The 17,820-nt window shown below is 72.8% G+C and carries 17 protein-coding genes; 7 read left to right on the top strand and 10 right to left on the bottom strand.

The window, feature by feature from the left end:
• Window positions 1-162: 162 nt before the first annotated feature.
• From lipB to ACFP1K_RS30010, 8 genes are all read right to left on the bottom strand, one after another.
• Window positions 163-846, bottom strand: coding sequence for a lipoyl(octanoyl) transferase LipB (gene lipB / locus ACFP1K_RS30045; protein ID WP_380759642.1), 684 nt, complete (start codon window positions 844-846; stop codon window positions 163-165).
• A gap of 59 nt (window positions 847-905) precedes the next feature.
• Window positions 906-1,643 (bottom strand): Type 1 glutamine amidotransferase-like domain-containing protein, encoded by a 738-nt coding sequence (locus tag ACFP1K_RS30040; RefSeq protein ID WP_380759578.1) that lies wholly within the window; start codon window positions 1,641-1,643, stop codon window positions 906-908.
• Between the two features lie 76 nt (window positions 1,644-1,719).
• The gene (locus ACFP1K_RS30035; RefSeq protein WP_380759576.1) at window positions 1,720-2,637 is read right to left on the bottom strand and encodes a TIGR01777 family oxidoreductase; all 918 of its coding nucleotides are present in this window, start codon (window positions 2,635-2,637) and stop codon (window positions 1,720-1,722) included.
• 323 nt (window positions 2,638-2,960) lie between these two features.
• Window positions 2,961-4,445, bottom strand: coding sequence for a 2-oxoglutarate dehydrogenase, E2 component, dihydrolipoamide succinyltransferase (gene sucB / locus ACFP1K_RS30030; protein ID WP_380759574.1), 1,485 nt, complete (start codon window positions 4,443-4,445; stop codon window positions 2,961-2,963).
• 31 nt (window positions 4,446-4,476) lie between these two features.
• Entirely contained in the window at window positions 4,477-5,856 is a 1,380-nt protein-coding gene (lpdA, locus tag ACFP1K_RS30025) for a dihydrolipoyl dehydrogenase (protein ID WP_380759572.1), read from the bottom strand.
• 213 nt (window positions 5,857-6,069) lie between these two features.
• Entirely contained in the window at window positions 6,070-7,602 is a 1,533-nt protein-coding gene (locus ACFP1K_RS30020) for a leucyl aminopeptidase (RefSeq protein WP_380759569.1), read from the bottom strand.
• A gap of 67 nt (window positions 7,603-7,669) precedes the next feature.
• Window positions 7,670-8,440 (bottom strand): adenosylcobinamide-GDP ribazoletransferase, encoded by a 771-nt coding sequence (gene cobS / locus ACFP1K_RS30015; RefSeq protein WP_380759567.1) that lies wholly within the window; start codon window positions 8,438-8,440, stop codon window positions 7,670-7,672.
• Between the two features lie 39 nt (window positions 8,441-8,479).
• Window positions 8,480-9,586 carry a bifunctional adenosylcobinamide kinase/adenosylcobinamide-phosphate guanylyltransferase gene (locus tag ACFP1K_RS30010; protein WP_380759565.1) on the bottom strand — a complete coding sequence of 369 codons (1,107 nt, stop codon included), beginning with the start codon at window positions 9,584-9,586 and terminating at the stop codon, window positions 8,480-8,482.
• Between the two features lie 392 nt (window positions 9,587-9,978).
• Here ACFP1K_RS30010 and ACFP1K_RS30005 point away from each other — a divergent pair, with 392 nt between their 5' ends.
• Complete coding sequence (locus tag ACFP1K_RS30005) at window positions 9,979-10,185, top strand: hypothetical protein (protein WP_380759563.1); 207 nt, start codon at window positions 9,979-9,981, stop codon at window positions 10,183-10,185.
• A 110-nt stretch (window positions 10,186-10,295) separates the two neighbouring features.
• On the opposite strand, the gene ACFP1K_RS30000 is transcribed toward ACFP1K_RS30005, so the two are convergent.
• Window positions 10,296-11,294, bottom strand: coding sequence for an aldo/keto reductase family protein (locus tag ACFP1K_RS30000; protein WP_380759560.1), 999 nt, complete (start codon window positions 11,292-11,294; stop codon window positions 10,296-10,298).
• A gap of 99 nt (window positions 11,295-11,393) precedes the next feature.
• Entirely contained in the window at window positions 11,394-12,017 is a 624-nt protein-coding gene (locus ACFP1K_RS29995) for a DUF3043 domain-containing protein (protein WP_380759559.1), read from the bottom strand.
• A 233-nt stretch (window positions 12,018-12,250) separates the two neighbouring features.
• On the opposite strand from ACFP1K_RS29995, the gene ACFP1K_RS29990 reads away from it, so the two are divergent.
• The 6 genes from ACFP1K_RS29990 to ACFP1K_RS29965 all read left to right on the top strand — a co-directional run.
• Complete coding sequence (locus ACFP1K_RS29990; RefSeq protein ID WP_380759557.1) at window positions 12,251-13,087, top strand: PspA/IM30 family protein; 837 nt, start codon at window positions 12,251-12,253, stop codon at window positions 13,085-13,087.
• Window positions 13,084-13,362, top strand: coding sequence for a PspA-associated protein PspAA (gene pspAA / locus ACFP1K_RS29985; RefSeq protein ID WP_380759554.1), 279 nt, complete (start codon window positions 13,084-13,086; stop codon window positions 13,360-13,362). The genes ACFP1K_RS29990 and pspAA overlap by 4 nt, the downstream gene beginning before the upstream one ends.
• Before the next feature lie 9 nt (window positions 13,363-13,371).
• Window positions 13,372-14,286, top strand: coding sequence for a zinc metalloprotease HtpX (htpX, locus tag ACFP1K_RS29980; RefSeq protein WP_380759551.1), 915 nt, complete (start codon window positions 13,372-13,374; stop codon window positions 14,284-14,286).
• Between the two features lie 2 nt (window positions 14,287-14,288).
• Window positions 14,289-14,849, top strand: coding sequence for a PspA-associated protein PspAB (gene pspAB / locus ACFP1K_RS29975; RefSeq protein WP_380759549.1), 561 nt, complete (start codon window positions 14,289-14,291; stop codon window positions 14,847-14,849).
• 161 nt (window positions 14,850-15,010) lie between these two features.
• A complete protein-coding gene (locus ACFP1K_RS29970) occupies window positions 15,011-16,843 on the top strand; it encodes a phosphatidylglycerol lysyltransferase domain-containing protein (RefSeq protein WP_380759547.1) in 1,833 nt (610 codons plus the stop codon).
• A 67-nt stretch (window positions 16,844-16,910) separates the two neighbouring features.
• On the top strand, window positions 16,911-17,820 hold a 910-nt coding region (locus tag ACFP1K_RS29965), incomplete at its 3' end, for a serine/threonine-protein kinase (RefSeq protein WP_380759545.1).

The following is a 17,820-nucleotide window of genomic DNA, read 5'->3' as shown; positions in this document are numbered from 1 at the left end:
AAAAAGAAGCGGTCCGGAAGAGGACGCCAAGCCCCATCCGGAGTGGTCCCGAAGGGGACGCGAAGCCCCGAGAGCGATCCCGAAGGGACACGCAGCTCCGAGACCGGAGTGGTCCCGAAGGGGACGCCAGGCGCCGGGCCGGAGCCGGTGTGGGGCCCGAGGTCAGAGGCGTCCGGAGAGGAGGTCCTCCTCCTGGACGTCCACGCCCTCGGTGCCGAGGGCCTCGGCGAGGCGCTTCTCGGCGAACGGGAGCACCTCGTCCACGGTGATGCGCCGCCCGGTCTCGGCGGACAGCGACGTGACGCCCGCGTCGGCGATGCCGCACGGGATGATGCGGTTGAACCAGCTGGGGTCGTTGACGCAGTTGAGGGCGTACCCGTGCATGGTGACCCCGCGCGAGACGCGGATGCCGATGGCGCCGAGCTTGCGGTCGGGCAGCCCGTGCCGGGGGTCGCCCGCGACCCACACGCCGCTACGCCCCTCGACCCGCCCGGCCGTCACGCCGAAGTCGGCGCACAGCTTGATCAGGGACTCCTCCAGCAGCCGGACGTAGGCGATGACGTCCAGCGTGTCGGTGAGGCGCACGATGGGGTACCCGACGAGCTGCCCGGGACCGTGCCAGGTGATCTTGCCGCCGCGGTCGACGTCGATCACCGGGGTGCCGTCGGCCGGCCGCTCCTCGGGACGGGTGCGCTTGCCCGCCGTGTACACCGGGGCGTGCTCCAGCAGCAGGCACGTGTCGGGGATCTCGCCCGCCACGCGGCGGGCGTGCACCTCGCGCTGGAGCTGCCAGGCCGGTTCGTACGGAACGTCGACTCCGAGGCGGACCAGCGCGAGCCGCCCGATGCCGCTCGTGGTGCTGCTGTGGTTCCCGCGCTCGTTCACGGGGTCAGCCTAACGCGAGGTCAAGGGGTGAGCAGGCGAGGTTCCACCCGGAACTCCTTGACGCGCCCGTCGCCGTCGCGGTCGAGGCGGTAAGCGTACCCGGCGGGGTCGACGGTGACGGCCTGGATGAACTCCCGCCCCACGTAGTGCAGCGCCACGCCCTCGTCGGCGGCGTACCCCTCGGGCAGCTCGCCGGAGGCCACCGACTGCTGCAGCAGGGGGCGGCGCTGCGGCTCGGAGTTGTAGTGGACGCCGCAGGAGAACGGCAGCAGCGCGAGCCCTTCGGCCCACACCCGCAGGTCGGGCCCGAAGGAGTCGGTGTTGCCGCCGACGTGCCAGCACAGCGCGCCGGCGCTCTGCCCGGTGAGCACGACGCCCGAGTGCCAGGCCTCCTCGAACGCCTCGTCCAGCCCGTGCAGCCGCCACAGCGCCATGAGGTTGGCGACGCTGCCGCCGCTGACGTAGATCATGTCCTGGTCGAGGATCCACTCGCGCGCGTCGTCGACGTTGGGCATCGGGAAGACCGACAGGTGGCTGACCTCGGCGTCCCATGATCGGAACGCGCCGTACATCTTGAGCAGCCATGGGGAGTCGTCGCCGGTCGCCGTGGCGACCAGGCCGAGCTTCGGGCGGTCCTGGCCGGTGAGGTCGAGCGCGTACCGCAGCAGGCCGGACGCCTCGATCACCCCCTGGTGCTTGGTGGGGCGGAACGAGCCGCCGCCGATGGCGAGGATGTGGGACTGGCCGGATCGTTTCATGATCTCTCCTGGTGCCTCATCGTGGGCGAGAAGCCCCACTGTGGGTCACCGGGCCTCCCGTTTCCGGAACGGCACACTAGAGTATGGCGGCCAGTGCCTCGTCGATGAGGGGATGCCGGAACCGGTACCCCATCTCTAGCAGGCGGGTGGGCAGCACGCGCTGCCCGATGAGCACTCCCTCGTCCGCCAGGCCGTCCAGCGCGATCCGCAGCGCGACCGCGGGGACGGCGACCGGGAGGGTGGGACGGCCGAGCGCGCGGCCGAGCGCCTTGGTGAACTCGGCGTTGGTGACGGGGTTCGGCGCGGTCAGGTCGACCGGCCCCGCGGCGCCCGCGGCGGCGCCCGCCAGCAGGTGGTCCACCGCGCCGAGCCAGTCGGGCAGGGTGATCCACGAGGTGTACTGCCCGCCGGAGCCGAGCGGGGCGCCGAGGCCGAGCCGGAACAGCGGGAGCAGCCTGCCGAGGTAGCCGCCCTCGCCGGTGAGCACGTGGCCGGTGCGCAGCAGCACGACCCGCACCCCCGCCTCGGCGGCGGGCGCCGTCTCGGCCTCCCACGCCTGGGCCAGCGCCGCCAGCCACAGGCCCGGCGTGCCGGACCCGGACGGCGGCTCGGTGGACTCGTCGACCTCGCGGTCGCCGGTGTCGCCGTAGACGCCCATGGCCGAACTGGACAGCAGCACTCCCGGCGGGTGCTCCAGCCCCGCGACGGTGGTGGCGAGCAGGCGCGTGGAGTCGACCCGGCTGGACAGCAGCAGCCGGCGGTACTCGTCGTTCCAGCGGCGGTCGCCGATCCCGGCCCCCGCCAGGTTGACCACGGCCTCGGCGCCCTCCAGCGCCGCGGGGTCCAGCACCCCCGCGCGCGGGTCCCAGAACACCTCGTCCGGCCCCGCGGGCGGCCTGCGCACCAGCCTGACAACGGTACGGCCCTGGTCCCGCATGCTGCGGACCAGGGCCGTACCGAGAAGCCCGGACGAGCCGGTCACGACGACTGTCATGTCGATCACCCTACGCGGCGACTCCGGCGCGCAGGCGCCCGGCGGAGCGTGTCGTCCCGCCGCCGGGTCACCGGGAAGTCCCGGTGACCGGCTGACGGGGACTCCTGGCCGTGAGCCGGAAATCGCGGTGACCGGCTGACGGGGCTCCTGGCCATGAGCCAGAAGTCCCGGTGACCGGCTGACGGAGACGCCCGGCCGCCGACCCCGGAAGTCACGGTGACCGGGGCGCGGGGACGTCAGGCCACCGAGGTCGCCGGGACGTCCCGCATGGTCACCGGGCCGGTGCGCGCACCGGCCCGGGGGCGATCGGCCGTGCCGTCGTATCAGTCGAGGCCGAGCTGGCTCTCGAAGCGGCCGTCCTCCAGGCGGCGCTTGACCGTGGTGAGGAAGCGGGCGGCGTCGGCGCCGTCGACCAGGCGGTGGTCGTAGGTCAGGGCCAGGTAGACCATGGAGCGGACCGCGATGACCTCGCCCTCGGGGGTGTCGAGCACCACGGGACGCTTGACGACCGAGCCGGTGCCGAGGATCGCGACCTGCGGCTGGTTGATGATCGGCGTGTCGAACAGCGCGCCGCGGCTGCCGGTGTTGGTCAGCGTGAACGTGCCGCCGGACAGCTCGTCCGGGCTCACCTTGTTGGTGCGGGTGCGGTCGGCCAGGTCGGTGATCTTGCGGGCCAGCCCGGCGAGGTTGAGGTCGCCGGCGTCCTTGATGACCGCGGACGCGAGGCCGCGTTCGGCGTCGACCGCGAACGCCAGGTGCTCGTGGTCGAAGTAGGTGACCTCGTTGGACTCGCTGTTGATCACCGCGTTGAGCTTGGGGTGCTGCTTGAGCGCCTCGACGGTGGCCAGCGCGAAGAACGGCATGAAGGTGAGCTTCACGCCCTCGCGGCGCTGGAAGTCGCCCTTGACCCGGTCGCGCAGCCGCGCGATCTTGGTGACGTCGGCCTCGACGACCGTCGTGAGCTGCGCCGAGCTCTGCAGCGACTCCATCGTGCGCTTGGCGATGGTCTGCCGCATGCGCGACATCTTCTCGGTGCGCCCGCGCAGCGTGGTGTCCGCCTTGACCAGGTCGGGCGCCGGGGCGGACGCCTGCTGGGCGGGCGCCTGAGCGGCGGCCTGAGCGGGCTGGGGCTGGGCCTGAGCGGCCTGGGCGCGCTCGCGCTGCACCCGGGCGGCCTCCAGCACGTCCTGCTTGCGGATGCGCCCGCCGACACCGGTGCCGTTCAGGGCGTCGAGGTCGACGCCGTGCTCGCCGGCGAGCTTGCGCACCAGCGGCGTGACGTACGGGCTCTCGCCGGTGGACGGCGCGGCCGGGGCCTGCTGCTGGGCTTGCTGAGGCTGCGGGGCCTGCTGAGGCTCAGGCCGCGGCGGCTGCGGCGGCTGCTGGGGCTGCGGGGCGGGCTGCGGAGCCTGCTGCGGGGGGGCCTGCTGCGGGGGGGCCTGCTGCGGCGCGGGCGGCTGCGGGATCGAGGAGGCGGGCGCCTGCTGCGCCGCCTTGGGCTGCTCGGGCTCCGGCTCCGGCTCGGGCTCGGCCTGCGGCTCCGCCTGCGCGGGCGCGGCGGCACCGCCGCCCTCACCGTCGATGACGGCGAGCTCGGAACCGACCTCGACCGTCTCGTCCTCGGCGACCACGATCTTGGTGAGCACTCCGCTGGACGGCGAGGGGATCTCGGTGTCGACCTTGTCCGTGGAGACTTCGAGCAACGGCTCGTCGGTCTCGACGTGGTCCCCTTCCTTCTTCAGCCAGCGGGTCACGGTGCCCTCGGTCACGCTCTCGCCGAGCTGGGGCATGGTTACGGAAACCGGCATGATTCTTCTCTCGCGCTTCCTTTTGAGGGCTTCAGTTGTGAACGTGCAGCGGCTTGCCGGCCAGCGCGAGCATCGCCTCGCCGACGGCTTCGGACTGGGTCGGGTGTGCGTGGATGAGCTGGGCCACCTCGGAGGGCAGGGCCTCCCAGTTGTAGATCAGCTGACCCTCGGTGACCAGCTCGCCCATGCGCTTGCCCACCATGTGGACCCCCAGGACGGGGCCGTCCTTCTGGGCGACGATCTTGACGGCGCCCTGCGTGCCGATGATCTGGCTCTTGGGGTTGCCACCGAGGTCGTAGACGAGCTCGGTGATCTCGTGGCCGCGCTCCCTGGCGACGGCCGAGGTGATGCCCACCGAGGCCACCTCGGGGTCCGAGTAGGTGATGCGGGGCACGCCGTCGTAGTCGATCGGCATGGGGTTCAGGCCCGCGATGTGCTCGGCGACCAGGATGCCTTCGGCGAACCCGGCGTGCGCCAGCTGCAGCGTGGGGATCAGGTCGCCCACCGCGTACACGCCGGGCACGCTGGTCTGGCAGTACTGGTCGACCACGACGGTGCCGCGCTCGACGGTGACGCCCGCCTCCTCGTAGCCGAAGCCCGACAGCACGGCGCCGCGGCCGACGGCGACCAGCAGCAGCTCGGCGTCGAGGGTCTTGCCGCCCTCCAGGGTCACCACGACCCCGGTGTCGGTGGTCTTGACGCCCTCGAAGCGGGTGCCGAGCTCGTACTTGATGCCCCGGCGGCGGAACGCGCGCTCGAGCAGCTTGGAGCTGGACTCCTCCTCCAGGGGGAGCAGGTGGGGCAGCGCCTCGACGATGGTGACCTCGGCCCCGAAGGACTTCCAGACGGAGGCGAACTCGACCCCGATGACGCCCCCGCCGAGCACCACGACCGAGGACGGCACGCGGTCCAGCCGCAGCGCGTGGTCGCTGGTGATGACGCGCTCGCCGTCGATCTCCAGGCCGGGCAGCGACCTCGGCGCCGAGCCCGTGGCCAGCACGACGGCGCGGCCCTCGACCGCCTGGTCGCCCACCATGACGCGGTTCGGCCCGGCCAGCCGGCCCTCACCCTCGATGATCGTGACGTTCCTGCTCTTCAGCAGGCCCTGCACGCCCTTCCAGGCGCGGTTGACGATCTTGTCCTTGAAGGCGTGGACGGCGGGCATCTCGATGCCCTCGAAGCGCGCCTTGACCCCGACGGTCGCGGCCTCGCGCGTCTCGTCGGCCACCTCGGCGGCGTGCAGCAGCGCCTTGGTGGGAATGCACCCCCGGTGCAGGCACGTGCCGCCGATCTTGTCACGTTCGATCAGCGCGACGCTCTTGCCCAGCTCGGCCGCCCTCAGGGCACACGCGTAGCCTCCGCTACCGCCGCCCAGGACCACGATGTCGAAGGGGCCGCTGCCATCAGCCACTGGAAAGCTCCTTGTCGGATCGGTGGGCCCTCACGGCCGGGTCCTGCCCGTGGTCGCGCTCGCGACGCTCCCGGCCCGCCCAACAGCATCTTTTCACTTGTCCCGCGTACATGTGACGCCCTTGGACGCCGGTGGGCGCGGGGGCAGAGCCCTCCTGCCCCCGGCCCGCCGCGGTACGCGTCACGGGGACAGCGCTCGCGCGTCCCCGGCCCATCATGCCTCTCGGGCGGGCTGGTGGCGCTCGGCGAGGGCCACCAACGTGCGGGTGATCACCCCGGTGCCGCCCTTCGGGGTGTACCCGTGCGGCGCCTCCTTGTTGAACGCGGGACCCGCCATGTCGATGTGCGCCCAGCGCACTCCGTCCGGCACGAACTCGCGCAGGAAGATGCCCGCGGCGAGCATGCTGCCCGAGCGCTCGGGGTTGAGGTTGGCGATGTCGGCCACGGGGGAGTCCAGGCCCTTGCGCAGCTCCTCGGGCAGCGGCATGCCCCAGGCGGCCTCGCCCTGCGCGACGGCCGTCTCCACGACGTCGGTGCGCAGTTCCTCGTCGGAAGCCATGACGCCGCAGGTGCGCCAGCCGAGCGCGACGATCTGGGCGCCGGTGAGGGTGGCGACGTCCACGATGACGTCGGGGTCCTCCTCGGCGGCCCGCGCGATGCCGTCCACCAGGACCAGGCGGCCCTCGGCGTCGGTGTCGACCACCTCGACGGTCTTGCCGCTGTAGGTGGTGAGGACGTCGGAGGGGCGCTGGGCGGTGCCGCTCGGCATGTTCTCGGCGAGGCAGAGGTAGCCGGCGGCGTTGACCCGCAGGCCGAGCCTGGCGACGGCCAGCAGCGCGCCGAGCACCGCGCCCGCGCCGCCCATGTCGGACTTCATCCACGACATGGACGCGGACGGCTTGAGGGACAGGCCGCCGGAGTCGAAGGTGATGCCCTTACCGACGAACGCGACCCGTGCGGTGGCCTCGGGGTGGTCGTAGCCGAGCCGCACCAGGCGGGGCGGGTTGACCGAGCCCTGGCCGACGCCGACGATGCCGCCGAAGCCGCCCTTCTTGAGCGCGGCCTCGTCCAGGATGTCGACCGTCAGGCCGGCCTTGGTGCCGAGCTCCTCGGCGATCTCCGCGAACCTGGCGGGCGGCAGGTCGCACGGCGGGGTGTTGACCAGGTCGCGGACCAGCGACACCGAGTCGGCCAGCGTCACGGCGCGGTTCACCGCGTCCTCGCCGCCGGGGGCGGCGCTCAGCACGTTGATCTCGCCGACGGGGGCCCGCTCCTCGCCGGTGCGGTACCGGGTGAAGACGTAGGCGCCGAGAAGGCCGCCGAGCGCGACCGCCTCGACCTGCTCGGCCGTGGCGGCGGGCAGCGCCAGGGCGGCGCGGGAGGTCCCGGCCAGCGCCCGGGTGGCCGTGCCGGCGGCGCGGCGTAGCACCTCCAGGTCGTGCTCTCCGTCGTCCGGGGCGGGGCCTAGGCCCACGGCGACGATCACCGTCGCCGCTACGGCGCCGAAGGCCGGGAACTTGGCGGTCTCTCCCGGGTGGCCGGAGAAGCCGAGCGCACCGAGGGTGGCGCTCAGGCCGCCCGCGATCGCGTCGTCAAGGCTTTCCGCACCGGGGGCGGGGCGCGGACCGTCTTGGGAACTGTGGACGCCGATCACGAGGGCGTCGGATTCCACCGACCTCGGGTCAGGCGCGTTAAGTCGCACTGTCGTCACGTAGGCCGATGCTAGCCGTGCTTCCTCCGTACGCATAAACGAGGGTTCGTCCTACGAATTCCGGTCGCGCCGCACGTGGACGAGCCGGTCGCGCGGGCCGCAGTCAGATCAGCGCCGCGCAGACCACCAGGGCGACGGCCGTGGCGGTCTCGACGAGCGCCCCGAGCACGTCCCCGGTGACGCCGCCGAGCCGCCGTACGGCGTGCGCCTGGAGTGCCCAGGCGGCGCCCAGCCCGGCGGCCACCCCGGCCGCGTACGCCACGGGGAAGCCCGTCACCAGCCCGGTGATCAGCGCCACGACCAGGGCCGCGACCGTGATGATGATCGCGTCGCTGCGCCGCACCGTCCCGGCCACCATCGCACCGAGCCCCTCGGGCCGCGCCGCGGGCACTCCCACGGTGCAGGCCCACGTCACCGCCAGCCGCCCGGTGACGCACGCCACCGCCAGTGCCACCGCCCCGGCCTCGCTCGCCGCCGCGATCTGGGCGATCAGGGTGAACACCAGCGCCATCACCCCGAACGGCCCGATGTCCGACCGCTTCATGATCTCCAGCGCCTGCCCGGCGGGCTTGCCGCTCCCCAGCCCGTCGGCGAGGTCCGCCAGCCCGTCCAGGTGCAGTCCGCGGGTCAGCACGGCCAGCAGCCCCACCCCGAGCGCCGCCGCAAGCAGCCCGCCGGTCACCAGGCCCGCCACCGCCATGACGGCCGCCGCGGCGATCCCGAGCCCGAGCCCCACCAGCGGCGCCAGCGTCATCGCCCAGGACGTGGTGGCCCGGTCGGCCCGGGGCATCCCCACGGGCCAGATGGTCAGCGTGCTGGCCGCCAGACGCAGTCCTTCGGCGACCGGGCGGCCAGGGGGTGCGGAGGTCGACACGCCCCAAGTATCACGCTCCGGCGCCCCCGCCGCGCGGGCTCACCCGGTGAGGGCGATGGGCCGGCCCGCCACCACGAGGGTGCTCTCCTCGGACTCGGCGGCCAGGCGCTGGTTGAGGCGGCCGAGGGCGTCGCGGAACACCCGGCCGCTGGCGGTGGCGGGGACGACGCTGAGGCCCACCTCGTCGGTGACGGCCACCACCTGGGCGCGGGTCTGGCGCCAGGCGGCGACCAGGTCGTCGCAGCGGGCCGCGACGGCGTCCAGCGCGGTGGTGAAGCGGCCGGGTTTGCGGCCTCTCGGGCGGTCGTGGGCGGGGTCGCCCCAGGCGCCGCAGCCGTCGAAGACGGCGGTCAGCCAGGTGCCCATGCCGTCGATGAGCAGCGGGCCGGTCGCGGTCCTGAGCAGGGTGGCCAGCTCGGTGGTCTCGATGGTGGTCCAGTACGGGGGGCGGCGGCGCTGGTGGGCGCGGACGCGGGCCAGCCAGTCGGGGTCGCGGCGGCCGGTGGGGCCGGTGGCGACGTAGGTGACGTCCGGTTCGGCGATCAGCCGCAGCTCGGCCTCGGCGGACTTGCCCGACCGGGCGCCGCCGAGGATCAGGGTGCGCCGCGGCGGGGCCGGGCGGGGCGGCGGGAGGTGGCGGGTGTCGAGGATGGTGCCGTCGTCGACGGCGTGCGCCCCCCAGAAGGCCAGGCGCCGGGCCAGCTCGGCCTCCGAGGGCAGCCGGTGGTCCAGGTGGACGGCCACCACCTGGGTGCGCGCGGCGACCAGGCCGCGGCGCCGCAGGTCGCCGAGTCGCTGCGGCCGGTCGAGCAGGTCGATCAGCACCAGGTCGTAGGCGTCCTCCGCCCAGCTCGGCGACGGGTCGCCCCGGTCCTCCTCCTCGGGCGCGACGGCGTGCAGCACCCGCCCGCGGTCGGGCCCGCTGACCGCGTGGCCGTCCGGCGTGACGGTCATGCGGTAGCCCTTGGGCAGCGCGGCGGGGGCCGCCAGGGGCAGCCCGGCGGGCGGCGCGAGCCGCACCATGTCGTCGAGCACGATCGAGGTGGGCACGCGGTGGCCGGGGGAGAGCCGGGAGCAGGAGACACAGCCGCAGGCGGGCTCGGGCCAGCCGAACGGCCCCGCCGTCCCGGAGAGCAGGACCTTCACCGCGCCCCGGTCGCGCGTGGGGACACCGCCGTCACCGCGGGCGCACGGCGGGCACCGGGCGCGTGCGGCGGGGGAGCGGCCGCGCGGGCGGGCGCGGGCGGCGGAGCAGCGGTGGTGCGGGCGGGCGCGTGCGGCGGAGGAGCGGCCGTGCGGGCGGGGCGGGGGGACGCGGCGCGCGGGGGGGACGTGGAGGCCGTGGGGAGGGCGGGCACCCGTGCCGGGGCATGGTCAGGCGGCATGGGGTGGGCTCCTTGCGAGGTCGGAGGACGGGTCGGCGTGCTCCTGGCCGGTCCGCGCGCCCCCACGGCAAGATCTGCGGGACACTCCCAGGAGATAGGGTTCGCACAGCCTCGGGAGGGGACCGGCAAACCCCGCGAAAAGGAGCGTATGGCATGTCTTGGCGTTGGCGATATGAAAATGCTAATGGCGGCGAGGTCACCGAAGGACCGCTTCCGCGGGAGGTGTTTCCCAGTCAGGCGGACGCCGAGTCGTGGCTCGGGGAAAACTGGAAAGTGCTCCTCAATTCCGGTGTGGAGCAGGTGTCGCTGCTGGACGGCGACAAGCTCGAGTACAAGGGGATGTCCCTGCGTGTGGAGTGACGGCGGGGCCCTCCGTGCCCGCTGAGACGCGTGTGACGCGAATTACGAAGGGCCCCGTGACCGAATGACCTTACGGTCCCGCCTTTACCCCGGATAAGGACATTTACCGGCTATGGCCGGGGATTGGGACTATCGGTCCTGGACGGGTCGCGCTCGATCACCGAGCCGAGAACCTCGTCGATTCTGGCCATCACATCGGCGTCCAGCTTCACCCCGGCCGCCTTGACGTTGTCGCGCACCTGCTCGGGCTTGGAGGCCCCGATGATGGCGCTCGACACGTTGGGGTTCTGCAGGACCCAGGCCACCGCGAGCTGGGCCATGCTCAGCCCGAGGTCGGCGGCGATCGGCGTGAGGCCGCCGACGGCCGACAGCACGTCGTCGCGCATGAAGCGGTCGATCATGTTGGCGCCGGTGGGGTCGGTGGCGCGCGAGCCGGGGGGAGGCGCCTGGCCGGGCTGGTACTTGCCGGTGAGCACGCCCTGCGCGATGGGGGACCAGACGATCTGCCCGACCCCTTCCTTCTCGCACAGCGGCACGATGTCGCCCTCGATGACCCGCCACAGCATGGAGTACTGCGGCTGGTTGGACACCAGCCGGTCGAACCCCATCTGGTCGGCGATGCGCAGCGCCTCGGCGATCTGTGAGGCCTTCCACTCCGAGACGCCGATGTAGAGGACCTTGCCCTGCCGGACGAGGTCGTCGAACGTCTTGAGCGTCTCCTCCAGCGGCGTCTGGTAGTCGAAGCGGTGCGCCTGGTAGAGGTCCACGTAGTCGGTGCGCAGGCGGCGCAGCGAGCCGTGGATCGACTCGGTGATGTGCTTGCGGGACAGGCCGCGGTCGTTCACGCCGGGCCCGGTCGGCCAGTAGACCTTCGTGAAGATCTCCAGCGACTCCCGCCGCTGCCCCTCGAGAGCCCGGCCGAGCACCTCCTCGGCCTTGGTGCCGGCGTACACGTCGGCGGTGTCGAACGTCGTGATCCCCTCGTCGAGCGCCGCGGCGACGCACGCCTTGGCGGCGTCCTCTTCGACCTGGGAACCGTGAGTGATCCAATTGCCGTAGCTGATCTCACTGACCTTGAGACCGCTGCGGCCAAGATGGCGGAATTCCATGCAGAAGACCATAAACCTCCGCCTCGCGGCGGCCCTACCCCGGGGAGGGCACGGGCGACCCCGGCGAGGCCGCACGACGGGCCGCGCCGGGACGGCCGGTCATCTCTTGGGCGGGACCGGCTTGCCGCCGGGCAGCACCGCGGGCGGCGGGAAGCGCAGGCGCCGGATCTGCAGCGCCCGCATGGCCGCGTAGAAGCCGACGCCCTTGAGGCTCTCGTCCGGCATCTTCGCCGCCACCTCCTTGCGCACCCGCTGCGACACCCAGATGGAGCTGACGACCACCACGAGGATCATCAACGGCCACAGGAAGGTGATGGCGTAGGAGTACAGCACGATGCCGGTCTGGCCGCCGAACATCGGGACGGTCCAGAGCACCAGCAGCAGGACCAGCGAGATCGGGAGGAAGTACTGGCTGATCGTGCGGCGGGAGTCCACCCATTCGCGGGCGAACCTGCGCGCGGGGCCGCGGTCGCGGGCGGGGAGATAGCGCTCCTCGCCGCGCATCATGCCCTCGCGGGCACGCGACCGCTCGGACGCCTGACGCTCGCGCAGCTGCTTGTAGGCCTCTTTGCGGTTGGTCGGCGCGGTCACCGGCGACCGGCGGCGGCCTTCGGCGTCTTTGCGCTTGGGGGTGGGCCGCCCCTTGCCGGCGGTCTTGGCCGATGCTTCTGCGGACGCGACAGGGGAGTCGTCCGCGGGGGCCTCATTACGACGTCGGAACACGACGTCAGCCTACCGGCGGTGCAACTTAATGACGCCCTCGTGCGTTATGCGTAGGGTGGACGTAGGCGACTTTGCCGCGATAATCGGGGGCCGGGCATGAGTGGGCAGCCTATGGAGTCGCGCGTCGGCGCGAGGGAGCATGGATGCCTGCGCAGCGAGCATACGGCCGGCGAGCGTCGCTGCGTGCGGGAACATAGGCATAGCACTACCTAAGAAGGGGACGGCCAACGCGCATGAGCGTGATGAAGAGACTTTCGATGATCTTCAGGTCCAAGGCCAACAAAGCCTTGGACAAGATGGAGGATCCGCGCGAGACCCTCGACTATTCCTATCAGCGGCAGCTTGAGCTCCTGCAGAAGGTCCGACGGGGTGTGGCCGACGTCGCCACCTCGCGAAAGCGGGTGGAGCTGCAGATCAACCAGATCCAGCAGCAGTCCAAGAAGCTTGAGGACCAGGGCCGCAAGGCCCTCGGCGTGGGTCGCGAGGACCTCGCCCGCGAGGCGCTGAGCCGCCGCTCCGGCCTGCAGAACCAGATCGCCGAGCTGCAGGTGCAGCACAACAACCTGCAGGGCGAGGAGGAGAAGCTCACCCTCGCCAGCCAGCGGCTCCAGGCCAAGGTCGACTCCTTCCGCCACCGCAAGGAGACCATCAAGGCCACCTACACCGCGGCCGAGGCGCAGACCCGCATCAACGAGGCATTCTCCGGCATCTCCGAAGAGATGGGCGACGTGGGTCTCGCGATCCAGCGCGCCGAGGACAAGACGGCGCAGATGCAGGCCCGCGCGGGCGCCATCGACGAGCTGCTCGCCAGCGGCGCGCTCGACGACTTCAGCGGTCAGCGCGGCGACGACATCCAGGCCGAGCTGGACCGCATGGGCGGTGGCAGCGACGTCGAGCTGGAGCTCGCCCGCATGAAGGCCGAGCTCGGCCAGGGTTCCGCCCCGCGCGACGCCATCGAGGCCGGCCAGCCCGCGCCGCAGCACGCCCCCCAGCCGCAGTACCCGCCGCAGCAGCAGCAGCCGCAGGGCGGGCCCACGCAGCAGTACCCGCGTCAGGGGGAGGGCCTGTGATCATCCGCATCATGGGAGAGGGACAGGTCCAGATCGGCGAGGGCGACATCGACGTCCTCAACCTCCTGGACGGCGAGCTCGAGGCGGCCATCGAGACCGACGACGAGACGCAGTTCCGCTCCAAACTGCACGCACTGCTCGACAAGGTGCGCCAGATCGGCAAGCCGCTCCCGGACGACGCGCTGGAGCCGTCCGAGCTGATTTTGCCGCCCGCTGACGCATCGATCGATGAAGTAAGGGACATGCTCGGCGATTCCGGCCTCATTCCGGGTTAGCTTGGACATATGACGCAAACCCGGTTCGCCCCCGACCGGGGTCTGACTGTCCGCATGGTCCTGACCATGTTCCTGCTGGGACTGCTCTACGTCGTGTTCGTAGGCGTCCTGGTCGCCCTTGGCGTGCAAGCGATCGTGGTGCTCGTGCTCGCCGGCGGCCTCCTGCTGGTCCAGTACTTCCTGTCCGACAAGATTGCGTTGTTCGCGATGCACGGGCGCGAGGTCTCCCCGCAGGAGGCACCCGAGCTGCACGGCCTCATCGACCGCCTGAGCGCCATGGGGAACACCCCCAAGCCCCGGGTGGCGATCGCCGACAGCGACGTCCCCAACGCCTTCGCCACCGGCCGCGACCAGAAGCACGCCGTGGTCTGCGTGACCACCGGCCTGCTGCGGCGCCTGGACCCGGCGGAGCTGGAGGGCGTCATCGCCCACGAGTTGTCCCACGTCGCGCACAGGGACGTCGCGGTGATGACCATCGCCTCGTTCCTCGGCATCGTCGCCGGGCTGATGACGCGCTTCGCGCTGTACAGCGGGCTCGGGCGCGACCGGGGCAACAACAACGGGCCGCCGATCGGCCTGATCATCATGCTCGTCTCCATCGTGGTGTACGCGATCAGCTTCCTGCTCACCCGGGCCCTGTCCCGCTACCGCGAGCTGTCGGCCGACCGGGCGGGCGCGCTGCTCACCCAGCGGCCGTCGGCGCTGGCCAGCGCCCTGGTCAAGGTGAGCGGCGAGATGGCGCGCATCCCGACGCGCGACCTGCGCGAGGCGCAGCCGTTCAACGCCTTCTTCTTCGCCCCCGCGCTGTCGCCCCGCCGGGCCGGCCAGGGCCTCGCCACCCTGTTCGCCACCCACCCGCCGCTGGAGCGGCGCCTGGAGCAGCTCAACCTCATCTCCGCCCAGCTCGGCCGCGGCGGGGTGTGATCGTGGGCTGGCTGGACGCGCTGCTCGGCCGGGGCAAACCCGCCAAACCCAATCTCGACGCGCTGTTCGCGCTGCCGTCCGCGGCGGTCACCCTCCAGGCGGCCACCGCCTTCACCCCCACCGGCGCCGGCTCGGTCTGCTTCCGCCCCGCCGAGGGCGGCGCGTTCGCGAGCCTGGAGCGGGACGTCACCGAGCTGCTCGGCGACGTCGACGTGGAGCGCTCGCGGGACGCCTACGGCTACACCTGGCTGCTGGTGCGCCGCCCGGCCGACGACGTCGCCTCGCTGGTCACCGACCTGCACGGCGTCAACTCCTCGCTGGAGGCCGCCGGCTTCGGGCCGTCGCTGCTGTGCTCGCTGGTGACCTTCACCGGGTCCGCCGGTGAGCGCCTCGCCATCGTGTACCTCTACAAGCGCGGCACCTTCTACCCCTTCGCCCCGCTGAGCGGAGAGCGGCGGGACAACGCGCTGGAGCTGCAGGTCCGCGGCGCGCTGACCGGCGAGCTGCCCGTCGAGGAGGACCTGTCCCGGTGGTTCCCCGTCTGGGGCGCGCCCGGCCTGTGACCCGCCGGTATCCGGCGTTCTCCCCACCATCGGCCCATGCTCGGCCATCGGTTGCTTGCCATACCTAAAGCGATCAGTCACTCCCATGTGGTCCTAAGCAGGTGAACAGCCGGGTATTCGACCCGACGATCACCAGGAACGGTCATCGCGGGGGAGGCGGTGTGGCAGTAGCCGAGCAGGGCCGCGCCGCCGCGGCGGGCCCGGCCCGCCCGGGGGGCGACGACGGCGGCGGGCTGCGGGCGCTGGTCCCGCGCGCGCTGTCGGTCGGAATGGCGCTCGCGGCGCTGTACTCGGCGGTCATCGCGCTGGTCCCGCCGCTGCGGAACCTGCTGCGGCCGGTCAGCTTCGTGATCGAGACGGCCGTGTTCCCCGTGGCGCCGAACCTCGGCTACGCCGTCTTCCTCGCCATCCTCGCCGGGGCCCTGGCCCGCCGCAAACGGGCCGCCCACCGCGTGACGATGGCCGTCTTCACCCTGCTCGTGCTGGGCGACCTGGCGGTGGTCCTGTCGGCCTCGCTGATGCCCGACCTGGTGGAGGAGTTCGGGCTGACCGGCCAGGTGGTCGCCTCGCAGGTCAACCTCGCCGTGGCGGCCGTCCTGCTCGGCGTGCTCGTCGCGACGGCCGACGAGTTCTTCGCGCCGACCCGGCGCGCGTCCTTCCGCCAGGCCCTCGCCACGCTGGCGGGCCTGCTCGCCCTGTCCGGCGCCGTCGGCTACGGCCTCGTCACCCTCTTCCCCGGCTCGCTGCGCGGCGAGCACCACCTGGCCTGGGCGCTCGAACGGGCGCTCGGCGGGGCCGCGACCCTCGACGCGCAGCGCGCCGGGCGCCCGCCGTCCTGGGTGGACCTGGTCATCGGCCTGCTCAGCGCCGTCGCCGTGCTCGCCGCGTTCGCCGTGCTGTTCCGCTCGCAGCGCGTGCGGGCCGAGCTGCCGCCGGCCGACGAGGAACGCCTGCGGGCGCTGCTCGGCACCTACGGGGCGCGCGACTCCCTCGGTTACTTCGCCACCCGCCACGACCGCACGGCCATCTTCTCGCCGAGCGGCAAGGCCGCGGTGTCCTACCGCGTCGTGGCCGGGGTGTGTCTCGCGGGGGGCGACCCGATCGGGGACGTGGAGGCGTGGGCTCCCGCCATCCGGGCGTGGCTGGAGGAGGCCCGCCGCTACGGCTGGGCCCCGGCGGTCATCGGTCCCGGCGAGACCGCCGCCCTGGCGTACGCCCGCGCGGGGCTGCGCGTGCTGGAGCTCGGCGACGAGGCCGTCATCGAGGTCGCGGAGTTCGGCCTGGACGGCAGGGAGATGCGCGGCGTGCGCCAGGCGGTGAACCGGGTGGGGCGCGCCGGGTTCACCCTGCGGATCCGGCGGCACGCCGACGTGCCCGCCGAAGAGATGCGCGAGGTCGTCGAGCGCGCCGCCGCGTGGCGCGACACCCGGGACGAGCGCGGGTTCTCCATGGCCCTGTCCCGCCTCGGCGACCCGGCGGACGGCCGCTGCGTGCTGGTGGAGGCCCACGACGCGCAGGGGCGGCCCGCGGCGCTGCTGTCGTTCGTGCCGTGGGGCGACGACGGGCTCTCGCTGGACCTGATGCGGCGCGACAGGGACGCCGACAACGGGCTCATGGAGTTCATGGTGGCCGGGCTGGCGGTGGAGGCGTCCGGCCTCGGCGTCAAGCGGATCTCGCTGAACTTCGCCATGTTCCGCTCGGTGTTCGAGGGCGGCGCGCGGCTCGGCGCGGGGCCGGTGCTGCGGCTGTGGCGCTGGACGCTGGTGTTCGTGTCGCGGTGGTGGCAGCTGGAGTCGCTGTACCGGGCCAACGCCAAGTACCGGCCCCGGTGGGTGCCGCGGTTCCTGGCCTTCGACGACGCCCGTGACCTGCCGAGGGTCGGGCTCGCCTCGGTGATCGCCGAGGGGTTCCTCACCGCCCCCCGCCTGCCCCGATTCCCCCGCCGCGCGCGACGGGCGGGTCACGCTACGGGTACGGGTTGGCTCAGCAGGTGAAGAGTCCCTGTTCCGCACCCCACAATGGTGTGAATTGCGATCGATGTGGGGCGATGGAGGGGGCGTCATGTCGAACCCGGTGCCGCTGCGGCCGGGCGACCCGGAACGGGTGGGGGAGTACGAGCTCACCTCGCGTCTGGGCGAGGGTGGTCAGGGGGTCGTCTACCTGGGACGCTCGCCGGCGGGCGCCCTGGTGGCGGTGAAACTGCTCCGTTCCGACCTGGCGCAGAACGAGGAGGCGCTCGCCCGGTTCGTCCGGGAGGTCTCCACGGCCGAGCGGGTGGCCACCTTCTGCACCGCCCAGGTGATCGAGACCGGCGTGGCCGGGCACCGGCCGTACATCGTCAGCGAGTACGTCGACGGCCCCACCCTGGACGCCGTGGTGGAGGAGGACGGCGCCCGCCGCGGCGCCGCGCTGTACCGCCTGGCGATCGGGACCGTGACGGCCCTGGTGGCGATCCACCAGGCGGGGATCGTCCACCGGGACTTCAAGCCGTCCAACGTGCTGCTGGCCGCCGACGGGCCGCGCGTGATCGACTTCGGCATCGCCAAGGCGCTGGACAAGACCTCCACGCTCACCTCGATGGTGGTGGGCACGCCCGCGTACATGACGCCCGAGCAGCTCGCCGGGGAGCAGGCGGGCCCGGCCGCCGACATGTTCGCCTGGGCCGGCACGATGATCTTCGCGGCGACCGGGGACGCGCCGTTCGGCTCCGACAGCCTGCCCGCGGTGTTCCACCGCATCATGAGCATCGAGCCGGACCTCACCGCGATCGAGGAACCGCTGCGCGGCATCGTGGCCGCGTGCCTCGCCAAGGACGCCGCGGCCCGCCCCGCGGCGGGCGAGGTCCTGATGCGCCTGCTCGGCCAGCCCGGCGTGGCCCCGCCCGCCGCCATGCTCGCCGAGGGCACGGCCGCCGCCCAGCCCGTCGAGCCGCCCGGCCGCCGCGACCCCGCCGCCGCGCCCGAGCCCGCCG

Source organism: Sphaerisporangium aureirubrum (genome assembly GCF_042658925.1).
In the GTDB taxonomy this organism is placed as follows: Bacteria; Actinomycetota; Actinomycetes; order Streptosporangiales; family Streptosporangiaceae; genus Sphaerisporangium; species Sphaerisporangium aureirubrum.
This window is presented reverse-complemented; position numbering and strand designations above follow the sequence as displayed.

Coding starts and splice junctions, on each gene's coding strand:
- ACFP1K_RS30040 (WP_380759578.1), bottom strand. CDS start 1,643: ATGAAACGATCCGGCCAGTCCCACATCCTCGCCATCGGCGGCGGCTCG.
- ACFP1K_RS30035 (WP_380759576.1), bottom strand. CDS start 2,637: ATGACAGTCGTCGTGACCGGCTCGTCCGGGCTTCTCGGTACGGCCCTG.
- sucB (WP_380759574.1), bottom strand. CDS start 4,445: ATGCCGGTTTCCGTAACCATGCCCCAGCTCGGCGAGAGCGTGACCGAG.
- ACFP1K_RS30020 (WP_380759569.1), bottom strand. CDS start 7,602: ATGCGTACGGAGGAAGCACGGCTAGCATCGGCCTACGTGACGACAGTG.
- ACFP1K_RS30005 (WP_380759563.1), top strand. CDS start 9,979: ATGTCTTGGCGTTGGCGATATGAAAATGCTAATGGCGGCGAGGTCACC.
- ACFP1K_RS30000 (WP_380759560.1), bottom strand. CDS start 11,294: ATGGAATTCCGCCATCTTGGCCGCAGCGGTCTCAAGGTCAGTGAGATC.
- ACFP1K_RS29990 (WP_380759557.1), top strand. CDS start 12,251: ATGAGCGTGATGAAGAGACTTTCGATGATCTTCAGGTCCAAGGCCAAC.
- htpX (WP_380759551.1), top strand. CDS start 13,372: ATGACGCAAACCCGGTTCGCCCCCGACCGGGGTCTGACTGTCCGCATG.